We start from the raw sequence: 22,148 nt of genomic DNA on the forward strand, positions 1-22,148 counted from the left end.
CCGGACCCTCCGCTCCCGTCCCAGCAGGAGCCTCGGCTGGAGGACCCGGCCGTAGCTTTCCGCGTGCACGGCGGCTCCGAGGGCTCACCTCTGTCGCATGGTGCCCGCTCCGATCGGTGCGGCCATCTTGATCAAGCAGGGCGCTTTCGCTGAATCTGCCGGAGGATCGCCTCGTCGGTGATCGTGCTGTCGTTGGCGAGAAGGAACGCCTTGCTGAGGATGAGGGACAGTTGGCCGTTCTCTTCGAAGGGCAGGAACAACCTGGCGTCGCGTTTGCGCGCGGAGACGATGCACAGGTAGACGTCGCCCGGATCCATGAGGATGTTGGCACCGCCCAAATGGATCTTGTAGGTGCCCAGGTCACCCCGGACCACCAGGAAACGGTCGGTGAGGGTGCAGCGGTAGGCGACAGCCGTACGGGGAAGCAGCCGCGCCAGCGCGTCGCGGCGCACCTGGGCAGACGGCGGCAGTACGCCGAAGGACGTCTCTCTCCAATAGGCATGGTGCGGGTCCTCGCCGCGGTCCGCCCATTCCGGGTCGGTGGCGATCGAGGTGACCGCCACGAACAGGTCCACATCCCGCATCGCCTCGCTGAACACCAGCGGCGGCACCTCGGCCAGGTCGACCTGGCGGAAGGCACGCCCCTCCCGCCGGTCGAAGCGCACCTGGTCGGTGGCGGCCAGAATCACCTCATGGCCGGCATCGACGGCCGCGGTCTCGTAGCGGAATCGGACCCTCCAGGCACCCTCGGCCAACTCCTTCTTGGCCTCCGCGTCGTAGCCGCCGACCAACTGACGGCATTAGTAAGGCGGAAGGCCGAAAGGGAGTGAAAGATAGCGGAAAGAAAAAACAAGTCGGAAAAAGGCTTGAAAGGGTTTGACTTGTAGGGGCCGTGCGCTACGCGGACGACTTAAGGGCTGGCATCTCCGCGAATCTTTACCTGGCCTCCGCTAGGCGTCGCCGAGTTGCGATATCAGGTTCTTTCAACGAACCGGTATGTGGCGTTCTCTTATCAATTGGCACCCGGAAACGCATTATTGCAGTGTTCGCACCGTCGTTCAGCGAATCTGCCCAGGTTACCGCTCTGAGCCCATGCTGGGTTCTCTGGACTGATGCTGGTCCATAGACCGGGACGAGGTTGACGAATGCGCCCCCAGTCTCTCTCCATGATCTCTCGACTGGCTGTGTGATTGCAGCCTTCCGGCAGGTGTGCGTATCGCGTAGGTGAGATCAGGATCTCGAAGGGTGCATAGGTCTTCGCTTCTGCTCCTGAGCATGAACAGCCCAGGCCTACAGGGAGATCGCAACGCTCGCAACGCTCTTCACACATAGAGTCATTATTCGAAGACCGCGTTCGCGCCTCAAGGGGTGCTCTCGATCAAACCTGTTGCGCGAGGTGATGTCCCGCCGAGTGGTGTAACTCGCAGCTGATCATGTGGGGTCGGCGAGTTGTGGGTTGGTGTGACTATGACGCGGCCAGGGCGGTGTGCGCCAGGGGTTCGGCTGGATCGTCTGCGGGCGGGGCGGTGAGTTGGGTCATGGAGCCCTCGGATAGGTAGCGGCGGTCGCTGACTTGCCATTCGTCGTGGTGTTCGGCCAGGACGGCGCCGGCCAGGCGGCCCAGGGCGGTGGGGTTGGGAAAGACCCCGACGACGTCGGAGCGTCGTTTGATCTCCCGGTTCAGCCGTTCCAGGGGGTTGGTCGACCAGATCTTCTTCCAGTGCTGGGCGGGGAAGTCGGCGAATGCGGTGATGTCGTCGGCGGCCTCCAGGAGCATCTGCTCCACGGCGGGGAACTCGCTGACCGTCACACGATGGCTCGCCCCATGTCCGGGGCTTGCATCAACAGCTTGGAGTTACACCACCAGAGGGGACGTCACCGAGGCGGGGGATGGGATCACAGCGAGTTCGCCCTCTACGTCTGGCGTTCCGTGAGAAAGAAGGGCGACACCAAGACTCCGAAGTCCCGCCGCAGCCTGGCCCTGCCCAAGCGCTGCGTTGAGGCGTTGAAGGCACTGAAGTCGGCTCAGGACGACGAGCTCGAGCTGGTGTTCTCGACCGAGAGCGGCTCGCCCGTGTCGGCGCACAACATGCGCCGCGACTTCCGGAAGGTGCTCGACAGCGCCGGCCTGACGGGGAAGGAGTGGGCGCCCAGGGAGCTGCGGCACAGCTTCGTGTCGCTGCTCTCCGACCACGACATCGCGCTCGAAGACATCTCGCGCCTGGTGGGGCACTCCAGCACGGTGGTCACGGAGACCGTCTACCGTCACCAGATCAGACCCGTGATCCAGGAGGGTGCGACCGCGATGGACGCCATCTTCCCGCTTGCCGAGCGGGAGCCTTAGTCAAGCAGTTTGACAAGCATGCCCCGTCTCCGATCTTGGGGACGGGCCGTTTTCGCTGGTGGGCGGTACTGGGTTCGAACCAGTGACCCCTCGCTTGTAAGGAGCCAAGATCGCCCCCGGCAGTACGCTGACCAGCGGGCCGACCTGGGACACTGCTCCCCCACAGACTGTCAGGCTTCCATCTCAGCCACCTACGGCCTCAGCTCTGCGCAGTTGATCATCCCGGAGCGGAGGCCCCCCGCCGGAGGCGTATCGGCGATGCGCGTGAACCAGCGCAATATGAGCAGCGTCTAATGATCATGACGCGTACGCGCTGGGTCCTGAGTATCGCGGCTGTCGTCGTTCTGGCCTTGATGGGGCTGCTGTGGTGGATCACGACCGAGGACGACCGGCAGCTCGATAGACACATACGGCAGGCTCTTGAGGGTTATGAGCAGGCGTTCGCGAGGGACGGGGCGGGTGCAACTCCGACACCTCTTCGGCGGGACGGATACGGCCCTGTCCTTGGCGCTCCGTCCGTCGAGAAGGTGACCGTCCTTAGGGACGGACAGACACTCACCGCTGAGTTCATCGGGGGAAAGACCACTGGGCCTTGCGGCTCGGACTACAGCGTGCGCGCCGTCGAGTCGGCGCATGCGGCCCTGATCGTGGTGAACGAGCACCCGCACGAGCGGGGACGCGCCTGCACGGCCGAGGGATACCGCAGACAGGTAACCGTACGACTCAGCCGTCCCCTTGGGATGCGTGCGGTGCTGGAGGCCATGGGAGGAATGCCGGTTCCCGTTGATCGCATCAGCTAGCCCAGACGCGCTGATCAGCGGCTTATCCCGTGTTTGGTCACCTTGCTGTCCGCGCCCAGGAGTGAAGTACGAAGTCCCGGACCTCCGAATGCGATCTCGATACATGGTCAGGTGAGATGAAGAAGACCAGCACGTTTTTGATGGTTGGTCTGTTACTTACCTCTGCAGCTTGCAGCGGCTATGGCTCGACTGGGAGCTCTCAGCCGGATACCAGGATGTCCGGTACGGCCTACGTAGCCGGGGGTCCACCGCCTGGCATCAGAACCCCGCTGGCCAAGGTCAACCTGACGTTCTCCATCAGGGGCAGGCTAGTGACACAGATTTCCGCAGATGCTGACGGGAACTACGCCGTCAAGATTGCTTCGGGAGAGTATGAAGTCCAACCGATGAGCGCGATGTGTCCGCGTGTCATCCGGATCACGGTTCCACGAACACTCACTGCTACCGCCGACATCGTGTGTCCAATCCCATAGGAGCCCTGGGACTACAGGGCACCGACTGTCAGGGCGGGGACGTGATGAAGTCGAGCGCGTTTGGAGTCGCGACGATCTGCACAGTCCACCCGTCGTCTTGGGCCATCGTGACGAGCTTGCCGATGTCGCCGGCGGGTCCTGCGGCGCAGACGATGACGTACAGGACCTTGCCGGTGTCGGTCACGCGGTGACTCCCAGGGATTCGGCGTACTCCCGCGCTTCCCGGCGGATGCTGATGGACGCGGTGGCGAGGATGTCGCGGACCAGCCTATGAGTGGCGGGGCGTGTGGTGATTTCCTCAGGGGCGATGTCTCCGGCGGCACGCAGGATGTAGAGGGCGCGGTCGTGCTTGCCCCATGCGAGGAACGCGCGGGAGGTGTCCAAAAGGACGGTCGCCTTGCGCTCGTTGATGGGCAGGGCGTTGATGTCGATCCTGCGGGCGTTCTCGATCGCGCTTCCGGCATCGCCAAAGGAGAGGGCGATGTTCACCCGGTGGCACAGGACGTTGTTCGGGCCGAACGCGGTCCACATGTGGTTGCCGTCGTAGCCGAGTCGCCGGCCTGCGTCCTCGGCCTCGTCCAGGAGTTCGGCGGTGGTGTGCCGGTTGCTGTGCTGGGCGGCGGCGACGGCTCCGCGTAGGAGGAGTGTGCCGTAGACCGACAGGTCGTTCGGGGACGGCTGGGACAGGGCGGAGTTCAGGCGTTGCGCGGCGCTGCTCGCCATGCCGGTGGCTGCTCGGTGGTGGCCGCCGTCCATCAGGGCGTGGGTGATGATGCGGGCGCTTGAGCCCATCATGAGCGGGCTCTCGCTGGCCTGGGCGGCGTGGACGCTGCGGTCGGCGGCGAGCCAGGCGAGGCCCTTGTCCTCCTGCTTGAGCAGGATGGAGGCGGCCACGTGGTGCGCCTCGGCGGACAGGGCGTGCGCTTTGAGCCGGGCGTCTCCGTCGAGCGTGGCGCAGGCGAGGCGCAGGGAGCGGATCAGCGTGGGAAGCATCGCCGCGACCTTGGAGTATCGGCACGCCTGGTAGGTCCGCTTCGCTCGGGCGACGGCGGCGGCAAGTTGCGGCAGCTCCGGGAGCTGGGGGCCGGCGACCGGGTATTCGGTGAGGGCTGCGGCGAGGTCGTCGGCGCCTGCGGCTTCCTCGTCGCGGGTGAGGGGTTGGGCTACTACGGCACTGAACAGGGCGGCCCCTGCGAGGCCGACGAAGTCACGACGTCGCACTTCGGTCTCGTCCTCTCCGTGTCGGACGAGATCAACGGTAGGCGGCGGGCCTGCTGGGCGGTGATCCTGCCGTGGGATGGGTGCGGCGACCGGGTCGCGGGGGGGCGAGGGCGAGAGCCATGCACGCCTGGTCGGGCATGTGCAGGCCGTCGGCGATGCGCTCGAACACCTCCAGGGCGGTGACCTGCTGGCTTCCGCTCATGATGGCGCTGACTTTGCCCTGGCTGTAGCCGGTCAGGCTGCCGATCGCGGTCTGGCTCAAGCCGCCGTACTGGCGGACAAGACGGAAGACCGCGCCGATGTCGCGGGCCTTGAGCGCGGCGAGCATGTCGGGGCGAATCTTTCGGCAACGGAAGCGAGGGCGGCCTGATGGCGAACAAGGCAGGTCACCGCCGCTTCGGGAGCATCCGCAAGCTGCCGTCCGGGCGCTTTCAGATCCGCTATCCAGGGCCGGACTGCGCAGCGGAGAGACGACGTACGAGCGGGAGCGCGATGCCGAGCGTGCGCTGTCGCTGCTCGAAGCGAAGATGGTCACCGGGGACTGGACGGATCCTCAGCGGTCCAAGGTCAAGCTCGGCGACTACGCGGCCAAGTGGATCAGTGAGCGGACGGAGCTGCGGCCCCGGACGGTCGAGATCTACAGCGGGCTTCTCCAGCGGCACGTCGCTCCGTATTTCGGCAATGTCGCCCTCGGGAAGATCAATACGGAGATGGTCCGCGAATGGCGCGCGACTCTGGCGAGCAACGGCGTCGGTGAGACGGAGATCGCAAAGGCGTACCGGTTCCTGCGGGCCGTGCACATGACCGCGACGGACGACCAGCTCATCCCGCGCAACCCCTGCCGCATTCGCGGTGCCGGAGGGAGAAGTCGGAAGAGCGGCCGGTCCTCACGGTGGCCCAGGTCTTCCAGCTCGCCGACCTGGTGCCGGTACGGCTGCGCGCGTTGATCCTGATCGCCACCTTCGCAAGCCTGCGGTGGGGCGAGGTCGCGGCGCTGCGGCGGATGGACCTGGACCTGAACGCCGGGACCGTCAGCGTTCGGCAACAGCACGTCGAGCTGGACACGGGTGAACTCCTCGTCGGACCGCCCAAGTCCCGTGCCGGTCTGCGGACGGTGGCGATCCCGGAGGCGATCATTCCGGCGCTGCGCCAGCACCTCGACCAGTTCACCGAGTCCGAACCGACCGCGCTCGTCTTCACCGGAGCGAACGGCGGCATCCTGCGGCGCAGCAACTTCCGGCGAGCCGTGAAGTGGAGCGAGATCACGCGGAAGCTCGGCGTCCCCGGTCTCCACGTTCACGATCTTCGCCACACCGCCCTCCGCGACCTGATGGCACGCATGGGCCATGACAGCGTGCGCACCGCGATGATCTACCAGCACCGCATGGCGGAAGCAGACCACAAGATCGCCGACGTCATGATCGGCAAGATCACACAGGTCCTGCCGGCCGAGGCGAGTGGTCACTGAACAAGATCGATTGCGTTCGCTAATGGCACGTTAATGCCCTCCCAGTTCAAAGGCACTTTTCTCATGTAAACGATCAACCTCGGCGAAATTCAGCACGAAAGCCCGAGGTTAGAGGCTGTACTCAGTAGCCGGTCCGGTGTGACTGCGTGTTCCCGCCCTCGTGCACCCGCTCCCTTCGCCGACCGCAGCGCGTGGATCATGTCCGGCGCGATCTCGCGGTCTGGTCTGGTTCGGGCAGAGGGGTTCGGGGAGCGGGCGGGCGGTGAATGTTTCATCTCGCGGTCGATGATCTTCAGGTGCGTCCCATGTGAGGCAGAGGCACCACCCGCGGCCGAGCCCCACGTCAAGGCGCGGTCACCCGCGTGAGGCGCCCCCGTCGCCGGACCTGGTGTGCCGCCCGCCATCGGACGGCTTCGGTGAGCGGGCAATCCGATATGCCACATTCGTCGGGAGTCGTGACAATATTTCTGACAACATTGTCAAAGAGGTGCTGTTCATTCTTGATGGACTCTGTCGCATTTTGCTGATCTGGCAGCGAACGGACCTCACGGGGTGCGGTCGGCGGCGCCGTACCCCGAGCCCGGGCCGCGCCGTCGCCGCAATGCGCCGGCTGGCTTCTCGGTGGTGACCGCGCACCGCGGTCCCGCCGGCGCCGCGCCAGACCCCTTCCCTGGCAACCCCCCCTCGAACGACCCCGGTAAGGACTGATACGAATGTTCGCCTTAACCACCCGCGGACGGCCGTGGCCGCGCGCTCTGGCCGCCTTCGTGGCCGCGCTCGCCTCGGTGGCCGCCATGATCGTGGCGAGCTCGACGCCCGCGTCGGCGGCCACCTCGACCGTGGTCGGCGTGGCGTCCGGCCGCTGCCTGACCGTGGCCGGCAACTCCACGACGCCAGGTGCCCGCGTCACCATCTACGACTGCAACGGGCAGGCGAGCCAGACGTGGACCTCCACCACGGCGGGAGAGCTCCGGGTGTACAGCTCCCCGAGGTGCCTGGACGTGGTCGGCCAGGACACCACGCCGCCGGCCACGCTGCAGATCTCCACCTGCACCGGGGCGGCCAGCCAGAAGTGGCGGATCAACTCCGACGGCAGCATCGTCGGCGTGCAGTCCGGCATGTGCCTGGACGTGAGCGGAGCCCGGACCGCCAACAACACCCCGGTGCAGTTGTGGACGTGTAACGGGCAGAGCAACCAGAAGTGGACGACGTCCACCGGAAGCGCCGACACCCAGCCTCCGACGGTGCCGGGCAACCCGCGGGTGAGCGGCCTGGTGTGCGACTCGGTCACGTTCGCGTGGAGCGCCTCCACCGACAACGTCGGAGTGGCGTTCTACGACGTCTACCACGACGGCCAGCTGATGAAGTCGGTGAGCGGGACCACCCTGTCCACCACCCTCACCGTGGTCCCCGGTTCGACGTGGGGTCTGTACGTCAACGCGCGCGACGCGGCGGGCAACGTCTCCCAGGCGAGCGCGACGGTCACGATCACGCCACCGCAGTGCCAGTCCGACACTCAAGCGCCCACCGCCCCGAGCCAGCTCACCGGCTCCGCGTCCGGCACCACGGTGACGTTGCAGTGGACCGCGGCCACCGACAACGTCGGGGTCCGCGCCTACCTCGTCTACCGCGGCGGCACGCTGGTGGGCACGGTCACCGGCAACCCGCCGGCCACCACCTTCATCGACAGCGGGCTGTCGGCGAACACGAGCTACCAGTACTACGTGGTGGCCCGCGACGCGCAGTCCAACGTCTCGTCGCGCAGCAACACCGCGACCGTGACCACCGGCGGGGGGTGCGCCGACTCGGTGTGCGGGGTGACGCAGATCGCGACCGAGACCGACCTCCCGTGGGGTCTGCTCACGCTGCCCGACGGCACGATCCTCTACAGCCGCAGGGACGTCCACGACATCATCCACCTCGACCCGGCCACCGGGGCGAAGACCAACATCGGCACGGTGCCGAACGTCGACGACACCGACGGCGAGGGCGGCCTCATGGGGCTGGCCATCGCCCCCACCTTCGCCAGCGACCACTGGCTGTACATGATGCACACGACGTCGACCGACAACCGGATCGTCCGCATCAAGCTGGAGAACGACCAGCTCACCCTCAGTTCTGAGCAGATCCTGCTCACCGGGATCCTGCGCAACAAGTACCACAACGGCGGCCGCCTGCGGTTCGGCCCGGACGGCAAGCTGTACGCCAGCACCGGCGACGCCCAGAACGGCGACAACGCGCAGAACCTGAACGGCCTCAACGGCAAGGTCCTGCGGCTCAACCCGGATGGCACCGTGCCGTCGGACAACCCGTTCGGCACCTACGTGTGGAGCTACGGGCACCGCAACCCGCAGGGGCTGGCGTTCGACTCGCAGGGCCGGCTGTGGGAGCAGGAGTTCGGCAACTCCATCATGGACGAGACCAACCTGATCACCAAGGGCGGCAACTACGGCTGGCCGGCGTGTGAGGGGACGACGGGCACCTGCGGCACCGCCGGGTACATCGCGCCCAAGCGCACCTACCCCGTGGCGGAGGGCTCCTGCTCCGGCATCGCCATTGTGAACGACGTGATCTACATCGCCTGCGAGCGCGGCACCCGGCTGTACCGCGTGCCGATCAGCGGGAGCAGCCTGCCCAGCGCGCAGGTGTTCTTCAACGGCACCTACGGCCGGCTGCGCACTGTGGAGCCCGCTCCCGATGGCGGCCTGTGGCTGACCACCAGCACCCAGGGCGACAAGGACGGCATCCCGAACAACGGAAACGAGAAGATCTTCCACGTCACGCTCGGCTCCTAGCCGGCACGACGGCGCGGCCGGTGGTCTTCGCGGACACGCGGCCCACCGGCCGTCCGGCCGTCCGGGCGCGGCCCGGGCCGCCCTCGCCGAGGCCGCCCGCCGCATCGGCCTGGGCGACGGCGAAGCCCACGCCACCCCGGGCAGCGCCCGCACCACCGCCGGCAGGGGACGCCGGTGAGCCAAGCCGAGGACATCGTCAACGGTGCCGGAGTCAGCAAGAGCGACAAGGGGCCCTCGCAGGCCTCGGTTCTGGTGAAGATCGCGCGTGAGCGGTTCGAGCTGTTCATGAGCGAAGACGGCCGCCCCTACGCCGCGGCCAAGAACGGCCCCAACCTCGCCCTGCCCCTGCGCGGAAAGGCCGGCCTTCGCTCCCAGCTCGCCCGGATCTTCACCGACGACAACACCGGCAACGTCCCCTCCCAGTCCGCCCTGGCCGATGCGATGACGGTGCTGGAAGGCATCGCCGCAAGCGCCGACCCTCGCGTGCCGCACCTGCGGGTCGCCCGGCATGAGGGCGGCATCGTCGTGGACCTGGGCACCTCCGACGGCCGGTGCGTCGTCATCGGCCCGCACGGCTGGGACCGCGTCCCCCGCTCCCCGGTGCTGTTCCGCCGCTCCGGCGCCATGAAGCCGCTCCCAGACCCCCTACGGGACGGGGACGGCCTGGCCCGTCTGCGCGGCCTGCTCAACACCAGCGAAGAAGGCTTCCGGCTGCTGGTGGGATGGCTGGTCGCGGCGTTCCTGCCCGACCTGCCGCACCCGATCCTGACCTTCCGCGGTGAACAGGGCACCGGCAAGTCCAAGGCCGCCCAGATGGTCATCGGCATCATCGACCCCTCCGGCGCCCCCAAACGCACCGCACCCCGTGATCTGAAGTCCTGGGGCGTGCAGGCGTTCAACTCCTGGGGCCTGTGCCTGGACAACGTCTCGGTCATCGCCGACTGGCTGTCAGACGCCCTGTGCCGTGCGGTGACCGGCGACGGCATGATCGACCGCGCGCTCTACTCCGATGACGACGTCGTGGTCCTGGAGTTCCGCCGAGTCCTGGCCATGACCACCATCGACGCCGGAGCCCTGGCCGGTGACCTGGCCGAACGGCTGCTCACCATCGAGCTGTCGCTGATCCCCGACAGCAAGCGCCGCGAAGAGGCCGAGCTGGACGCCGCGTTCGCCGACGCCCACGCCGCCATCCTCGCCTCCCTGTTCGACGTGCTCGCCGCGGTCTTGAAGGCCCTGCCCGATGTGACGTTGACCGAACGGCCCCGCATGGTGGACTTCGCCCGCGTCAAGGACTGGCACACCCTGGAGTCCTACCGCGCCAGCGCCCGCAACGCCGTCGCCGACGTCCTCGACGGCGAACCCTTCGCCCAGGCCGTCGTCGACCTCGTCAACAAGGCCGGACCCGAAGGCCTCATCCTCACCGCCCAGGAACTGCTGGACCGGGTCGCCACGCCCGACAAGCTGCCGAAGAAGTGGCCCAAGGACAGCACCCGCGCCGGCGGCCAACTCAAGCGGCTCGCCCCCGCCCTGCGCACCATCGGCATCAACGTCGACGACACCCAGCGCGGCCCGGCCCCCCAGCGGCAGCGCCTCTACAAGCTGACGGCATCAGAGAGTAGGCGCATCCCAGCGTCCACAGCGTCCAACCGCCCGCAGGCGATCTCACCAGCAGAAACGGCATGGACGCTACGACCTCGCCCAGCGTCCACGCAGCGTCCATCCCAGCGCCCACAGCGTCCACCCCCGGCCCGCTGATGGACGCTGTGAACGCTGAGGTGGACGCTGGCCCGCCGCCAGCGTCCACCCCCAGCCCCATCCATGACCAGGCCAGACACAGCGACATGGACGCTGGGGACGCTATGGACGCTGAAATGCGCCCTCTCTCTGATGCGCCGCCCGACTCGACGTCATCAAGCGGCTCATCGGCACCTGCGCCGGCTGCGGCCAGGACATGACCATCCTCACCGCCGGCCAGACCCACCACCCGATGTGCGAAAGCGACCCCGCATGACGCGCAGCGCACGGCAACCCCCATTCACGCCGAAGTACGTCTGCCCTGACCCACCATCCAAAGCGCGGCCCCGGCCTCACCGACCAAGCAGCGACGGGGACCGCACCTCACCAACAATCCGGAGGAACCCCAAATGACCAAACGAAGAAGCCATGGCGACGGCGGCCTTCACTGGGACGCTCGACGCAACCGCTGGATTGCGTCCGTAACCGTCGGCTACACACCTGCCGGAAAGCGCATCGTCAAAACCGGCAGCGGTAAAACAAAGACGGCTGCCAAAGACAAGCTCAAGGAGATACTTCGCGACTACGAAGACGGTCTTGCCATCGCTCCCACCAACTACACGGTGGCAGACGCGGTGAACTACTGGATGGACAACGGGCTTCAGGGGCGTGATGCCTCGACGGTCGCCATGTACCGCACCTACGTCCGGACCCACGTCATCCCTTGCTTGGGCGCTCGTAAGCTCCGCGAACTTTCGGTAGAGGACATCGACCGATGGTTGCAGAGCAAGAAGGATGAACTCGGGACCCGCTCGCTGAAGCTGATCCACAACATCCTGAACCGCTCTGTCAAGAACGCCATGCGCCGGGACAAGGTGAAGCGCAACGTCGTCGAACTGTGCGAGGTGCCGGAAGGCCGTGAAGGCCGACCGTCCAAGGCCCTTACTCTTTCCCAGGCGGAATCCGTACTCAAGGCGGCAGAAAATGCACGGCCTCGAACACGCGCGTACTTCGTCGTCTCTCTCCTCTCGGGAGCGCGTACCGAGGAGGTGAGGGCAATCAAATGGAGCCACGTGGCGGCTTACGACGAGACCCGCCTCGGTGACCGGGCGACGGAGAGCGGCTCGCCCGTGTCGGCGCACAACATGCGCCGCGACTTCCGGAAGGTGCTCGACAGCGCCGGCCTGACGGGGAAGGAGTGGGCGCCCAGGGAGCTGCGGCACAGCTTCGTGTCGCTGCTCTCCGACCACGACATCGCGCTCGAGGACATCTCGCGCCTGGTGGGGCACTCCAACACGGTGGTCACGGAGACCGTCTACCGTCACCAGATCAGACCCGTGATCCAGGAGGGCGCAACCGCGATGGCCGCCATCTTCCCGCTTGCCGAGCGGGAGCCTTGGTCAAGCAGTTTGGCAAGCGGGCCCCGTCTCCGATCTTGGGGACGGGCCGTTTTCGCTGGTGGGCGGTACTGGGTTCGAACCAGTGACCCCTCGCTTGTAAGGAGCCAAGATCGGTCCCGGCGGTGCGCTGACCTGCGAGCCGATCTGGGACACCGCTCCCCGCCGACCGTCTCCAAGCTGCCCTAATGGCACGCTAATGGCACGACGATCACGCCTCTTGTCGCAGCTTGCGACCTCTCCTGATCATGGCTTGTCGGCCACCTTTCCGCCGTCTAATGGCACGCCAATGGCACGATGAACCGGCTGAGGTGCTGGCCCGTGACGCATCAAGAGCTCAGCGGGTAGCTGTCTAGGCATTCCGGACACCGACGGAATGCAACCGGGACAGATACCGACCACGGAAACCCGTAAGGAAGCAGGCGACGAGGGGCTTGATCACAATCCGGTTTGGAGGCTCCGCGCCGTACAGCGTGAACTACCACGGGCCCCAACTGACCGACCTTGAACCCTGAGTAGGGAGTACCGTCATCGCGTTCTGGGTCGTATGTGATCTCAAGCTCGGTCCAAAACCAGATCTCCGGCTCGTCTAGGTCGTCAGCGGACACCCGCACATTCTCCCCTGCCTGATCTTCCCGTCTGCCTCGACCCACCGCGAAGCGGCAGCAGGCCGGCGACGGAAGATCAAGCCCGTCCTCGCGTGTACCTCAACCGGCCGCCGTTCCTCGATCATCAGATGCCAACGGTCACGGACGGGCTTGAACTGGAGGAGTCGGGCTGCTGGGCTCTGCCTGGGTCGGGGCGGGCGGGACGATCAGGCCCACCTCAGCCACTACGGACCCGGCTCGTGCTCGTCGCGATCATCCCGGAGCCGAGGCCCCCGCCGGAGGCGATAGGACTTGCCTCCTTTGGTCGGGTCCGCTCTGGCGGGTTTCAGCCGGTGCCGTGGTGGGCCCGATACGCGGCAGCGGCCAGAGTGTCCTCGTGGAGGACCCATTCGTCGAAGTCTTCGCGCCGATAATGCGGGTCGGCTGGTAGCAGGCGGATCTGGGGACGGTCGTCCATCCACCAGACGTAGAAGGCCATCTGGGTTCCGACGACGGGCCAGCGGGTGGTGTCGTGGGGGAGTTGGAAGACATCGACGAAGCCGCCGATGGGAAGGTCGACGTCGACACCGATGCCTGTCGCACGGGGATTAGGGACCCAGACGACCGTTCCGGTGAGTTGTTGGCCGAGCTGTAGCCGGGACCGTAGCTGGTCCCAGACATCTTGGCCGGCAGGTAGATAGAGGAACTGCCCGTCTACAGATCGCCATGGCCGCACAGCGCATGAGGATATCGGCCGCTACTTCGGTGGTGTGGCCCGAGCCGCCGGAGGCCGGGACCGGCCCCCAGGCCGCATGCCCGGCCGCCGAGCAGGCGATGGGCCGCGAGGCGGCGCGCAGCGCCGCGCTTGACCCCGAAACCGGCGAGGTCCTGCCGACCTGGGAACAGGCCCTCGACGCTCTCGACCAGGACGAGGACGCCGAACCCCTGCACGTGCTCTGCTTCGGCGACCAGCTCGACATACAGAGTGTGCTTGCCGGGACCCCGGACGCTGACCAGCTCATCGGGTACCTCTCGAAGTACCTCACCAAGAGCCTCGGCGACGCCCTCGGCACCGACGACCCACGCCGAAAGGCGCACGCCGAACGGCTGCTTGAGGCGCTGCGGTTCGAGCCGTGCTCGCCGACCTGCCCGAACTGGCTGCGTTACGGGGTGCAGCCCAAGGGCGCCAAGCCCGGGATGGCTCCGGGCCGGTGCAAGGGCAAGGCGCACAAGCCCGACCACCTCGGCTACGCGGGGCGGCGCGTCCTGGTCTCGCGGAAGTGGTCGAACAAGACCCTGACGGAGCACAAGCAGGACCGCCGCACCTGGGTCCTGGAGGCCCTCGGCGTGGAAGACGAACCGGTCGACCCCCACCGCTACCTCTGGCGACCCGTCAAGCCCGGTGATCCCGAGCTGGCCCCGATCGGCGTGCGTCTGCTCCGCTCCGTCCACGAACGGCAGCGCTGGCGCAACCACATGAACCAACTCCAGGCGCTCGGAGATGGGCCGAATCTTTCGGCAACGGAAGCGAGGGCGGCCTGATGGCGAATAAGGCAGGCCACCGCCGCTTCGGGAGCATCCGCAAGCTGCCGTCCGGACGCTTCCAGATCCGCTATCCGGGGCCGGACGGGAAGCTGCGCAGCGGAGAGACGACATACGAGCGGGAGCGCGATGCCGAACGGGCGTTGTCCCTGCTCGAAGCGAAGATGGTCACCGGAGACTGGACGGACCCTCAGCGATCTAAAGTAAAGCTCGGCGACTACGCGGCCAAGTGGATCAGCGAGCGGACGGAGCTGCGGCCACGGACAGTCGAGATCTACAGCGGGCTTCTCCGGCGGCACGTCGCTCCGTATTTCGGCAATGTCGCCCTCGGAAGGATCAATACGGAGATGGTCCGCGAATGGCGGGCGACTCTGGCGAGCAACGGCGTCGGTGCGACGGAGATCGCAAAGGCGTACCGGTTCCTGCGGGCCGTGCTCATGACCGCGACGGACGACCAGCTCATCCCGCGCAACCCCTGCCGCATTCGCGGTGCCGGAGGGAGAAGTCGGAAGAGCGGCCGGTCCTCACGGTGGCTCAGGTCTTCCAGCTCGCCGACCTGGTGCCGGTACGGCTGCGCGCGTTGATCCTGATCGCCACCTTCGCGAGTCTGCGGTGGGGCGAGGTCGCGGCGCTGCGGCGGATGGACCTGGACCTGTACGCCGGGACCGTCAGCGTTCGGCAACAGCACGTCGAGTTGGACACGGGCGAACTCCTCGTCGGGCCGCCCAAGTCCCGTGCCGGTCTGCGGACGGTGGCGATCCCGGAGGCGATCATTCCGGCGCTACGTCAGCACCTCGACCAGTTCACCGAGTCGGAACCGACCGCGCTCGTCTTCACCGGGGCCAACGGCGGCATCCTGCGGCGCAGCAACTTCCGGCGGGCCGTCAAGTGGAGTGAGACGACACGCAAGCTCGGCGTCCCTGGGCTCCACTTTCACGATCTTCGCCACACCGGGAACACGATCGCGGCCAGTGCTGGCGCTTCCCTCCGCGACCTGATGGCACGGATGGGCCATGACAGCGTGCGCGCCGCGATGATCTACCAGCACCGCACGGCGGAAGCAGACCACAAGATCGCCGACGTCATGAACGGCAAGATCACACAGGTCCTACCGGCCGAGGCGAGTGGTCACTGAACAAGATCGATTGCGTTCGCTAATGGCACATTAATGGCACGAGCCCCGTTTTCCCTGATGGGAGACGGGGCTCTTTTCGCAGGTGGGCGGTACTGGGTTCGAACCAGTGACCCCTCGCTTGTAAGGCGAGTGCTCTACCGCTGAGCTAACCGCCCGGACCGGTCTACACCTTACGACACGGACCCGCCTCTGAGCACATCGATAGGCCAGTCCGCGCCCACGTCGTGCTCCCCCGCCGCCTGCCAGCCAAGCAGGGCCGCGCCGAGCATGCCCGCCCGGGTCCCGAGGGCGGCCGGACGCAGGGGCGGAGGCTCCTGGAAGGTCAGTCGTCCCGCCAGCCGTTCCCGCAGCGGGTCGAGCAGCGCCGCGCCGGCCTCCGAGAGGCCGCCGCCGAGGACGATCAGCGCGGGGTCGAGCAGCAGCACGTACGACGCGAGGGCGATGGCCAGGGCCTCGATCGCCTCGCCGAACACCCCGGCGGCCGCCGCGTCCCCCGCGACCGCAAGTTCCACCACCTCCTTGGCGGTCGCCGTACGGCCGGAACGGGCCGTGAAGCGGCGGGCCAGGGCCGAGGCGGAGGCGTAGGTCTCCAGGCAGCCGATCTGCCCGCAGGCGCACTTCTCCCCCGCGGGCCAGACGGGCGCGTGCCCGATCTCGCCGCCCCAGCCGCGCGCCCCGCCGTACGGCTCGCCGCGCAGCACCACCGCTCCGGCGATGCCGGTGCCGATGGGCAGGAACAGGAAGTCGGCGACGCCGCGCCCCGCGCCGAACACGCTCTCGGCCAGCCCTCCCGTACGGACGTCGTGGCCGAGCCGCACGGGTACGCCGGAGGGCACGAACGCCTCGGCCGGCACGTCCCGCCAGCCGATGTTGGCCGAGTAGACCGCGGTGGCGGAGGTGACGATGCCGGGGACGGCGAGACCGACCCCGGCGGGAGGACCCGCGTACCGCGACCGCCCGAGTCCGGCGATCTCGCCGACGTAGGCGCGCACCGCCTCGACCACCGCCTCCGGGCCGTTCTCCCGGCCCGTGGGACGACCGGCGAGGACGGTGACCTCGCCGGTCCGGGTGACCAGCCCGCCCTTCATCGAGGTGCCGCCCACGTCGAGCGCGACCACGTACGTCACGGGCGGATGCGTCACGGGCGTCCGAGCACGCGGCTGAGCGCGGCCTCCACCTCCGCCGCCAGGCCGGACAGACCGGACGGGCCCGGAGACCCGGTGGCTCCCGGCGGGCCGGAGGAGCCGGCGGCGACGAGGGGCTCACCCGCGCGGGCGAGCCGTATCTCTCCGCAGGAGCGGCACTCGATCTCTCCCAGGCGGCAGATCAACGCGATCGAGCCGCACGAGGCGCACGTGTCGAGGTCGAGGTCGTGCACACGCTGGCAGTCCGGGCAGACGAGGACCTGCGCCTCACGGCGTACGGCACGCTTCCAGGGGCTGGCGCCGCGTACGGGGTCGATCTGCCGGGCCCCGCACCTGTAGCAGGGCATCGTGGCCTCCAATGGGGCGAGTGGGGGGGGGACGGAACCGTATATGTCAATGCCCGGAGTCAGGCGATGAAACGATCAGACTGCCGCGAGCGCCTTGCGATACTCGTCGAGGTCGCGTGCGGAGCCGATCGGGTTGACGACCTTCCAGCGCACGACGCCCTCGGCGTCGATGACGAACGTGCCCCTGAGGGCGAGCCCCCTGTCCTCATCGAGGACACCGTACGCCCGTGCGACCTCACCATGGGGCCAGAAATCCGACAACAGAGGAAACGTGAAATTTTCCTGGTCGGCCCAGGCGCGCTGGGTGAACATCGAGTCGACCGAGACCGCCAGCACCTGGACGTCCGCGGGCAGTGAGCCGGCGAATCCGTCGCGGATCGCCGCGAGCTCGCCGTGGCAGACGGGGCTGAACGACAGGGGGTAGAAGACGAGCACCACTCGCCTGCCCCGCAGGTCGGAGAGCCGTACGGGGACGCCGTGCTGGTCCTTCAGCGCGAAGTCCGGAGCCCGCTGCCCGACCTCAACCGTCATGAGCAGTCCCTCCCAGGTGTCCGCCCATCAGCCTGCCGTACGGCATCCCCGGGCCGTACGGCAGGGCGACGCTCAGCGGCGGGCCTTCGGGGCGACGAGCCTCGTGCCCGACCAGTCCCTCGCGGCGCTCACGCTGCTCGTCTGGGAAAGCCCGGCGGTCGCCGCGTCCTCACCGATGTCACTGGGCTCCACGTGGCCGTCGCGCCCCGCCTTCGGGGTGAGCAGCCAGATCTGGCCGCCGTCGGCGAGTGCCGTCATCGCGTCGCTCAGGGCGTCGAAGAGATCTCCGTCCCCGTCGCGCCACCACAGCAGCACGACGTCGACGACGTCCTCGTAGTCCTCGTCCACCAGCTCGTTGCCGGTCAGGTCCTCGATGGACTGGCGCAGCGCCTCGTCGCAGTCCTCGTCCCAGCCGACCTCCTGCACCACCTGACCGGCTCTGAGGCCGAGTCTTTCGGCCAGGCCGCGCTCGCCTTGCGCCTGACCCGCGGTCGCGCTCACGTTCATCCCTCCTGCTTGGGGTGACCCCGCCCATGTCTGCGGTTGTCGCGGCTCATTGAGAGCCATGCTTCGGCACAGTCCACACGCTGCGACCGGTCGTCGTCAACGGTCGCCACGACGGGTGACCCGCACCGTTATCTCTTAATCGGTCAAAAACGACAAACGGACCCGCCTGTCGGGGTTGTCGACGTTGAGGTCGACCAGGGCGACCGACTGCCAGGTCCCCAGCGCGAGACGGCCCCCCAGGACGGGAACCGTGGCGTACGGCGGAATGAGTGCGGGCATGACATGCGACCTTCCATGCCCCCGGGAGCCGTGGGCATGCCGCCACCGGTCGTCCGCTGGGAGCAGGTCGCCGAGCACGGCCAGCAGATCCTCGTCGCTGCCGGAGCCGAGCTCCAGCAGCGCCACGCCCGCGGTCGCGTGCGGGACGAAGACGTGCAGCAGCCCGTCTCCCCCGCAGTCGCGGACGAAGCCGGCGCACTCCTGTGTGATGTCGTGTACGCGCTCCCGCGCGCCCGTCCGCACCTCGATCACCGTCGATTTCACACCGTGATATTACGATCCACGCTGAGCTGCGACGACGACGGCGTCCGGCCCGGGGAAGACGAGCGCCTCGTGCCCGTCCTCGAACCGCACCAGGAACGGCGGGCCGCCCTCGGGACCGCGGACCTCGATGATCTCGCCGTGCTTCTCGTGCTCGCCGACGACGGCGCTGTGCACCACGAGCCGGTCCCCTACCGCTGCCTGCATCTCGCTCCTCCCTCTCTCCAGAGCCTGGTACGGCTATCGCCGCCTGGAAAGGGGAGAAACCCTGCCCTCCACAGAGGGTGGGACAACTCATACCAAAACGTTACGTAAACCCACAGACCGGCCGGGGCCTTCCCCATGACCGGGGCGAACGCCTGGGACGGCGCCCATCCACCCCTCGCCGGGCCCGTACCGGCCGGGCCGGGTGAAGCGGCGCCGGAGGGGGTAGGGGGCAGCGGACGGCGCCTGGGGTGACCAGGGGGAACGCCACCCGTACGCTCAGGGGGAAACCCCGGGGCAACAAGGAATGTGCAGTCTGCGAAAATCGTCCTACCATCGGTGGTCTAGGCCAAGCCGCACCCGCTGCCAGCGGGGACGACTCGGTTACCGGGAAGTAGAGATGCGCTTTCCGGTGGGACGAGACAGGATGGAAGACGACCGCAACGCCGCGACCAAGCGCTGAGCGCATCGCTGCAGGCAACACCGACGTAACAGATCCGACGAGACCAAGTCCATTCTCGGAAGGCGAGACCCAGTGGCTTCCGGACGCCAGCGTTTTTCGATCATCAGTGACGGCCTACCCAGCCAGTTGCCTGATGTCGATCCGAGCGAGACCAACGAATGGCTCGAATCGCTCGACAACGTCATCAAGACCGAGGGCCGCACCCGCGCCCGCTACCTGATGCTCCGGCTGCTCGAGCGCGCCCGGGAACACCAGGTCGGCGTACCCGGCCTGCGCAGCACGGACTACATCAACACCATTCCCCCCGAGCGCGAGCCCTGGTTCCCGGGAGACGAGTACGTCGAGCGCCGCATCCGGGCCTACATCCGCTGGAACGCGGCGGTCATGGTGACCCGGGCGAACGCGCGGACCAACGTCGGCGGCCACATCGCCACCTACGCCTCCGCCGCGTCCCTGTACGAGGTGGGCTTCAACCACTTCTTCCGCGGCAAGGACCACGGGGAGTCGGGCGACCAGATCTTCATCCAGGGCCACGCGGCCCCGGGCATCTACGCCCGCGCGTTCCTGGAGGGCCGCCTCGACGCGGCCCAGCTCGACGCGTTCCGCCAGGAGCTGTCGCACGGGATCAAGGGCCTGCCCTCCTACCCGCACCCGCGGCTCATGCCGGACTTCTGGGAGTTCCCCACGGTCTCGATGGGCCTCGGCCCGATCGGCGCGATCTACCAGGCGCGGTTCAACCGCTACCTGCTCAGCCGCAAGATCAAGGACACCAGCCGCAGCCACGTCTGGTGCTTCCTCGGCGACGGCGAGATGGACGAGCCCGAGTCGCTCGGCGCGATCGGCGTGGCCGCCCGTGAGGAGCTCGACAACCTCACCTTCGTCATCAACTGCAACCTGCAGCGGCTCGACGGCCCGGTACGCGGCAACGGCAAGATCATCCAGGAGCTGGAGTCGTACTTCCGCGGCGCCGGCTGGAACGTCATCAAGGTCGTCTGGGGCCGCGACTGGGACCCGCTGCTGGCGGCCGACGTCGACGGCGTGCTGGTCAACCAGATGAACACCACCCCCGACGGCCAGTTCCAGACCTACTCGGTCGAGTCGGGTGGCTACATCCGCGACAACTTCTTCGGCGGCGACCCGCGCCTGCGCAAGATGGTCGAGCACATGTCGGACGACGACATCCGCAAGCTGTCGCGCGGCGGGCACGACTACCGCAAGGTGTACGCCGCGTTCAAGGCGGCCCGCGAGCACGTCGGCCAGCCGACCGTCATCCTGGCCCAGACGATCAAGGGCTGGACGCTCGGCAAGGACTTCGAGGCGCGCAACGCGACGCACCAGATGAAGAAGATGAGCAAGGCCGAGCTCAAGGAGTTCCGCGACCGGCTCTACCTGCCCATCCCGGACAAGGACCTCGACGCCGACATCCCGCCGTACTTCCACCCCGGGGAGAACAACGAGGAGATCGCGTACATGAAGGAGCGCCGGGCGGCGCTCGGCGGCTACCTGCCCAAGCGGGTGGTCCGCGCCAAGCCGCTCAAGCTCCCCGGCGACCCGGTGTACGCGGGCCTGCGCAAGGGCTCGGGCAAGCAGAACGTCGCCACCACGATGGCGTTCGTCCGCCTGCTCAAGGACCTCATGCGCGACAAGGAGATCGGCGCGCGGTTCGTGCCGGTCATCCCGGACGAGGCCCGCACCTTCGGCGTGGACGCGATGTTCCCGACCGCCAAGATCTACTCGCCGCACGGGCAGACGTACGAGGCGGTCGACCGCGAGCTGCTGCTGTCGTACAAGGAGTCGACCGAGGGCCAGATCCTGCACGAGGGGATCAGCGAGGCCGGCTCGATGGGCTCGGTCATCGCGGCCGGCAGCTCCTACGCCACGCACGGCGAGCACATGATCCCGGTCTACATCTTCTACTCGATGTTCGGGTTCCAGCGGACCGCCGACCAGATGTGGCAGCTCGGCGACCAGATGGGCCGGGGCTTCCTGCTCGGCGCCACGGCCGGCCGCACCACGCTGAACGGCGAGGGCCTGCAGCACGAGGACGGCCACACCCCGCTGATCGCCTCGACGAACCCCGCCGCCGTGTCGTACGACCCGGCGTGGGCGTTCGAGATCGCGCACATCGTCAAGGACGGCCTGCGGAGGATGTACGGGGAGCGGCCCGAGGACGTCTTCTACTACCTGACCGTCTACAACGAGCCCTACCCGCAGCCGGCCGAGCCGGAGAACGTCGACGTGGAGGGCATCCTCAAGGGCCTGTACCTCTTCGCTCCCGCCGCCGGCGAGGGGCCGAAGGCGAACATCCTCGTGTCCGGCGTCGCCGCCCCGTGGGCGCTGGAGGCCCAGCGGATGCTGGCGGAGGACTGGGGGGTGTCGGCCGCCATCTGGTCGGCCACCTCCTGGAGCGAGCTGCGCAGGGACGCCCTCGCCGTCGAGGAGCACAACCTGCTCAACCCCGACGCCGAGCAGCGGGTGCCGTACGTCACCACCAAGCTGTCCGGCGTGCCGGGGCCGTTCGTGGGGGTCAGCGACTACATGCGCGCCGTCCCCGACCAGATCTCCCAGTGGGTGCCCGGCGACTGGTCCTCGCTCGGGACCGACGGGTTCGGCCTGTCCGACACGCGTTCGGCGCTGCGCCGCCACTTCCACGTGGACGCGGCCTCGATCACGCTGGCGGTGCTGACCCAGCTCGTCCGGCGGGGCGAGGTGAAGGCCGAGACGCTGCAGGAGGCCATCGCCCGGTATCACCTCAAGAACGGGGTGACCGAGGTGACGGCCCAGCAGACGCCGGAGACCAACGACACCCAGTCCATGGGCGTCTGACGCGACGGCTGACGCGACAACGACGATCGACGGCCTCCGCCCCCGGCGGGGGCCGTCGGCGTGTCACCGGCGCGTACGCGACGACCGGC

The 22,148-nt window shown here is 67.8% G+C and carries 22 protein-coding genes, 1 tRNA gene and 2 pseudogenes; 12 read left to right on the forward strand and 13 right to left on the reverse strand.

Translation table 11 applies throughout. The features are described 5' to 3' along the window. Positions 1 to 131: 131 nt before the first annotated feature. Both FED44_RS27430 and FED44_RS27435 read right to left on the reverse strand, forming a co-directional pair. Positions 132 to 791, reverse strand: coding sequence for a DUF7737 domain-containing protein (locus FED44_RS27430; protein ID WP_138462539.1), 660 nt, complete (start codon positions 789 to 791; stop codon positions 132 to 134). Positions 792 to 1,465: 674 nt separating this feature from the next. Then, positions 1,466 to 1,795: pseudogene (locus FED44_RS27435) on the reverse strand (transposase); the annotation flags it as partial. Positions 1,796 to 1,930: 135 nt separating this feature from the next. Here FED44_RS27435 and FED44_RS27440 point away from each other — a divergent pair. Beyond that, the gene (locus tag FED44_RS27440) at positions 1,931 to 2,344 is read left to right on the forward strand and encodes a tyrosine-type recombinase/integrase (RefSeq protein WP_244302306.1); all 414 of its coding nucleotides are present in this window, start codon (positions 1,931 to 1,933) and stop codon (positions 2,342 to 2,344) included. Between the two features lie 299 nt (positions 2,345 to 2,643). After that, entirely contained in the window at positions 2,644 to 3,144 is a 501-nt protein-coding gene (locus tag FED44_RS27445; RefSeq protein ID WP_133306048.1) for a hypothetical protein, read from the forward strand. A gap of 501 nt (positions 3,145 to 3,645) precedes the next feature. On the opposite strand, the gene FED44_RS27450 is transcribed toward FED44_RS27445, so the two are convergent. Genes FED44_RS27450 through FED44_RS27460 form a run of 3 tightly spaced genes read right to left on the reverse strand, consistent with a single transcriptional unit; the run spans position 3,646 to position 5,166 of the window. Continuing rightward, positions 3,646 to 3,801, reverse strand: a complete 156-nt coding sequence (locus FED44_RS27450) for a hypothetical protein (protein ID WP_208759208.1) — start codon at positions 3,799 to 3,801, stop codon at positions 3,646 to 3,648. Beyond that, positions 3,798 to 4,838, reverse strand: a complete 1,041-nt coding sequence (locus FED44_RS27455; RefSeq protein WP_138462541.1) for an XRE family transcriptional regulator — start codon at positions 4,836 to 4,838, stop codon at positions 3,798 to 3,800. The genes FED44_RS27450 and FED44_RS27455 overlap by 4 nt, the downstream gene beginning before the upstream one ends. A 31-nt stretch (positions 4,839 to 4,869) precedes the next feature. Further along, positions 4,870 to 5,166, reverse strand: a complete 297-nt coding sequence (locus FED44_RS27460; protein ID WP_138462542.1) for a helix-turn-helix domain-containing protein — start codon at positions 5,164 to 5,166, stop codon at positions 4,870 to 4,872. 41 nt (positions 5,167 to 5,207) lie between these two features. Here FED44_RS27460 and FED44_RS38630 point away from each other — a divergent pair. From FED44_RS38630 to FED44_RS27480, 6 genes and pseudogenes are all read left to right on the forward strand, one after another. Continuing rightward, positions 5,208 to 5,291 (forward strand): annotated as a pseudogene (locus FED44_RS38630) (hypothetical protein); the annotation flags it as partial. Between the two features lie 74 nt (positions 5,292 to 5,365). Further along, positions 5,366 to 5,785 (forward strand): N-terminal phage integrase SAM-like domain-containing protein, encoded by a 420-nt coding sequence (locus tag FED44_RS36670; RefSeq protein ID WP_208759209.1) that lies wholly within the window; start codon positions 5,366 to 5,368, stop codon positions 5,783 to 5,785. Continuing rightward, on the forward strand, positions 5,731 to 6,306 hold the full coding sequence (locus tag FED44_RS36675) for a tyrosine-type recombinase/integrase (protein WP_208759210.1): 576 nt from the start codon (positions 5,731 to 5,733) through the stop codon (positions 6,304 to 6,306). The genes FED44_RS36670 and FED44_RS36675 overlap by 55 nt, the downstream gene beginning before the upstream one ends. A 713-nt stretch (positions 6,307 to 7,019) precedes the next feature. Then, the gene (locus FED44_RS27470) at positions 7,020 to 9,101 is read left to right on the forward strand and encodes a PQQ-dependent sugar dehydrogenase (protein ID WP_111701654.1); all 2,082 of its coding nucleotides are present in this window, start codon (positions 7,020 to 7,022) and stop codon (positions 9,099 to 9,101) included. A 174-nt stretch (positions 9,102 to 9,275) separates the two neighbouring features. After that, positions 9,276 to 10,856 (forward strand): ATP-binding protein, encoded by a 1,581-nt coding sequence (locus FED44_RS27475; protein WP_208759211.1) that lies wholly within the window; start codon positions 9,276 to 9,278, stop codon positions 10,854 to 10,856. Between the two features lie 389 nt (positions 10,857 to 11,245). Then, complete coding sequence (locus FED44_RS27480) at positions 11,246 to 12,421, forward strand: tyrosine-type recombinase/integrase (protein ID WP_138462543.1); 1,176 nt, start codon at positions 11,246 to 11,248, stop codon at positions 12,419 to 12,421. 744 nt (positions 12,422 to 13,165) lie between these two features. On the opposite strand, the gene FED44_RS27485 is transcribed toward FED44_RS27480, so the two are convergent. Then, positions 13,166 to 13,555 carry a hypothetical protein gene (locus tag FED44_RS27485; protein WP_138462544.1) on the reverse strand — a complete coding sequence of 130 codons (390 nt, stop codon included), beginning with the start codon at positions 13,553 to 13,555 and terminating at the stop codon, positions 13,166 to 13,168. Between the two features lie 5 nt (positions 13,556 to 13,560). On the opposite strand from FED44_RS27485, the gene FED44_RS27490 reads away from it, so the two are divergent. The 3 genes from FED44_RS27490 to FED44_RS37725 are packed head-to-tail and all read left to right on the forward strand — an operon-like array spanning position 13,561 to position 15,496. Then, the gene (locus tag FED44_RS27490; protein WP_244302307.1) at positions 13,561 to 14,361 is read left to right on the forward strand and encodes a replication initiator; all 801 of its coding nucleotides are present in this window, start codon (positions 13,561 to 13,563) and stop codon (positions 14,359 to 14,361) included. Further along, a complete protein-coding gene (locus tag FED44_RS37720) occupies positions 14,361 to 14,945 on the forward strand; it encodes an N-terminal phage integrase SAM-like domain-containing protein (RefSeq protein ID WP_244302308.1) in 585 nt (194 codons plus the stop codon). The genes FED44_RS27490 and FED44_RS37720 overlap by 1 nt, the downstream gene beginning before the upstream one ends. Then, on the forward strand, positions 14,891 to 15,496 hold the full coding sequence (locus tag FED44_RS37725; RefSeq protein ID WP_244302309.1) for a tyrosine-type recombinase/integrase: 606 nt from the start codon (positions 14,891 to 14,893) through the stop codon (positions 15,494 to 15,496). The genes FED44_RS37720 and FED44_RS37725 overlap by 55 nt, the downstream gene beginning before the upstream one ends. Positions 15,497 to 15,579: 83 nt before the next feature. Here FED44_RS37725 and FED44_RS27500 read toward each other — a convergent pair. The 7 genes from FED44_RS27500 to FED44_RS27530 all read right to left on the reverse strand — a co-directional run bounded on the left by FED44_RS27500 (position 15,580) and on the right by FED44_RS27530 (position 18,773). Continuing rightward, positions 15,580 to 15,651 (reverse strand) — tRNA-Val (locus tag FED44_RS27500). A 15-nt stretch (positions 15,652 to 15,666) separates the two neighbouring features. Further along, positions 15,667 to 16,623, reverse strand: coding sequence for an ROK family protein (locus tag FED44_RS27505; protein WP_138462545.1), 957 nt, complete (start codon positions 16,621 to 16,623; stop codon positions 15,667 to 15,669). 11 nt (positions 16,624 to 16,634) lie between these two features. Then, positions 16,635 to 16,988 (reverse strand): hypothetical protein, encoded by a 354-nt coding sequence (locus FED44_RS27510; protein WP_111701641.1) that lies wholly within the window; start codon positions 16,986 to 16,988, stop codon positions 16,635 to 16,637. A gap of 75 nt (positions 16,989 to 17,063) precedes the next feature. Beyond that, positions 17,064 to 17,519 carry a peroxiredoxin gene (locus FED44_RS27515; protein WP_111701640.1) on the reverse strand — a complete coding sequence of 152 codons (456 nt, stop codon included), beginning with the start codon at positions 17,517 to 17,519 and terminating at the stop codon, positions 17,064 to 17,066. A 72-nt stretch (positions 17,520 to 17,591) separates the two neighbouring features. Further along, positions 17,592 to 18,020: a DUF3052 domain-containing protein gene (locus tag FED44_RS27520; RefSeq protein WP_111701676.1), complete on the reverse strand. Its 429-nt coding sequence runs from the start codon at positions 18,018 to 18,020 to the stop codon at positions 17,592 to 17,594. Between the two features lie 141 nt (positions 18,021 to 18,161). Next, the gene (locus FED44_RS27525) at positions 18,162 to 18,569 is read right to left on the reverse strand and encodes a secondary thiamine-phosphate synthase enzyme YjbQ (protein ID WP_138462546.1); all 408 of its coding nucleotides are present in this window, start codon (positions 18,567 to 18,569) and stop codon (positions 18,162 to 18,164) included. 9 nt (positions 18,570 to 18,578) lie between these two features. Continuing rightward, positions 18,579 to 18,773 carry a DUF1918 domain-containing protein gene (locus FED44_RS27530; RefSeq protein ID WP_111701638.1) on the reverse strand — a complete coding sequence of 65 codons (195 nt, stop codon included), beginning with the start codon at positions 18,771 to 18,773 and terminating at the stop codon, positions 18,579 to 18,581. Positions 18,774 to 19,305: 532 nt separating this feature from the next. Here FED44_RS27530 and aceE point away from each other — a divergent pair. Further along, on the forward strand, positions 19,306 to 22,059 hold the full coding sequence (aceE, locus tag FED44_RS27535) for a pyruvate dehydrogenase (acetyl-transferring), homodimeric type (RefSeq protein WP_138462547.1): 2,754 nt from the start codon (positions 19,306 to 19,308) through the stop codon (positions 22,057 to 22,059). Positions 22,060 to 22,148: the final 89 nt, after the last annotated feature.

This window comes from Microbispora triticiradicis, assembly GCF_005864065.1.
In the GTDB taxonomy this organism is placed as follows: Bacteria; Actinomycetota; Actinomycetes; order Streptosporangiales; family Streptosporangiaceae; genus Microbispora; species Microbispora triticiradicis.

What these genes read in the sequence shown, in the direction of transcription:
- FED44_RS27445 (WP_133306048.1), top strand. Translation starts at nt 2,644, where the DNA reads ATGACGCGTACGCGCTGGGTCCTGAGTATCGCGGCTGTCGTCGTTCTG.
- FED44_RS27470 (WP_111701654.1), top strand. Translation starts at nt 7,020, where the DNA reads ATGTTCGCCTTAACCACCCGCGGACGGCCGTGGCCGCGCGCTCTGGCC.
- FED44_RS36670 (WP_208759209.1), top strand. Translation starts at nt 5,366, where the DNA reads ATGGTCACCGGGGACTGGACGGATCCTCAGCGGTCCAAGGTCAAGCTC.
- FED44_RS27510 (WP_111701641.1), bottom strand. Translation starts at nt 16,988, where the DNA reads ATGCCCTGCTACAGGTGCGGGGCCCGGCAGATCGACCCCGTACGCGGC.
- FED44_RS27515 (WP_111701640.1), bottom strand. Translation starts at nt 17,519, where the DNA reads ATGACGGTTGAGGTCGGGCAGCGGGCTCCGGACTTCGCGCTGAAGGAC.
- FED44_RS37720 (WP_244302308.1), top strand. Translation starts at nt 14,361, where the DNA reads ATGGCGAATAAGGCAGGCCACCGCCGCTTCGGGAGCATCCGCAAGCTG.
- FED44_RS27530 (WP_111701638.1), bottom strand. Translation starts at nt 18,773, where the DNA reads ATGCAGGCAGCGGTAGGGGACCGGCTCGTGGTGCACAGCGCCGTCGTC.
- FED44_RS27480 (WP_138462543.1), top strand. Translation starts at nt 11,246, where the DNA reads ATGACCAAACGAAGAAGCCATGGCGACGGCGGCCTTCACTGGGACGCT.
- FED44_RS27460 (WP_138462542.1), bottom strand. Translation starts at nt 5,166, where the DNA reads ATGCTCGCCGCGCTCAAGGCCCGCGACATCGGCGCGGTCTTCCGTCTT.
- FED44_RS27490 (WP_244302307.1), top strand. Translation starts at nt 13,561, where the DNA reads ATGAGGATATCGGCCGCTACTTCGGTGGTGTGGCCCGAGCCGCCGGAG.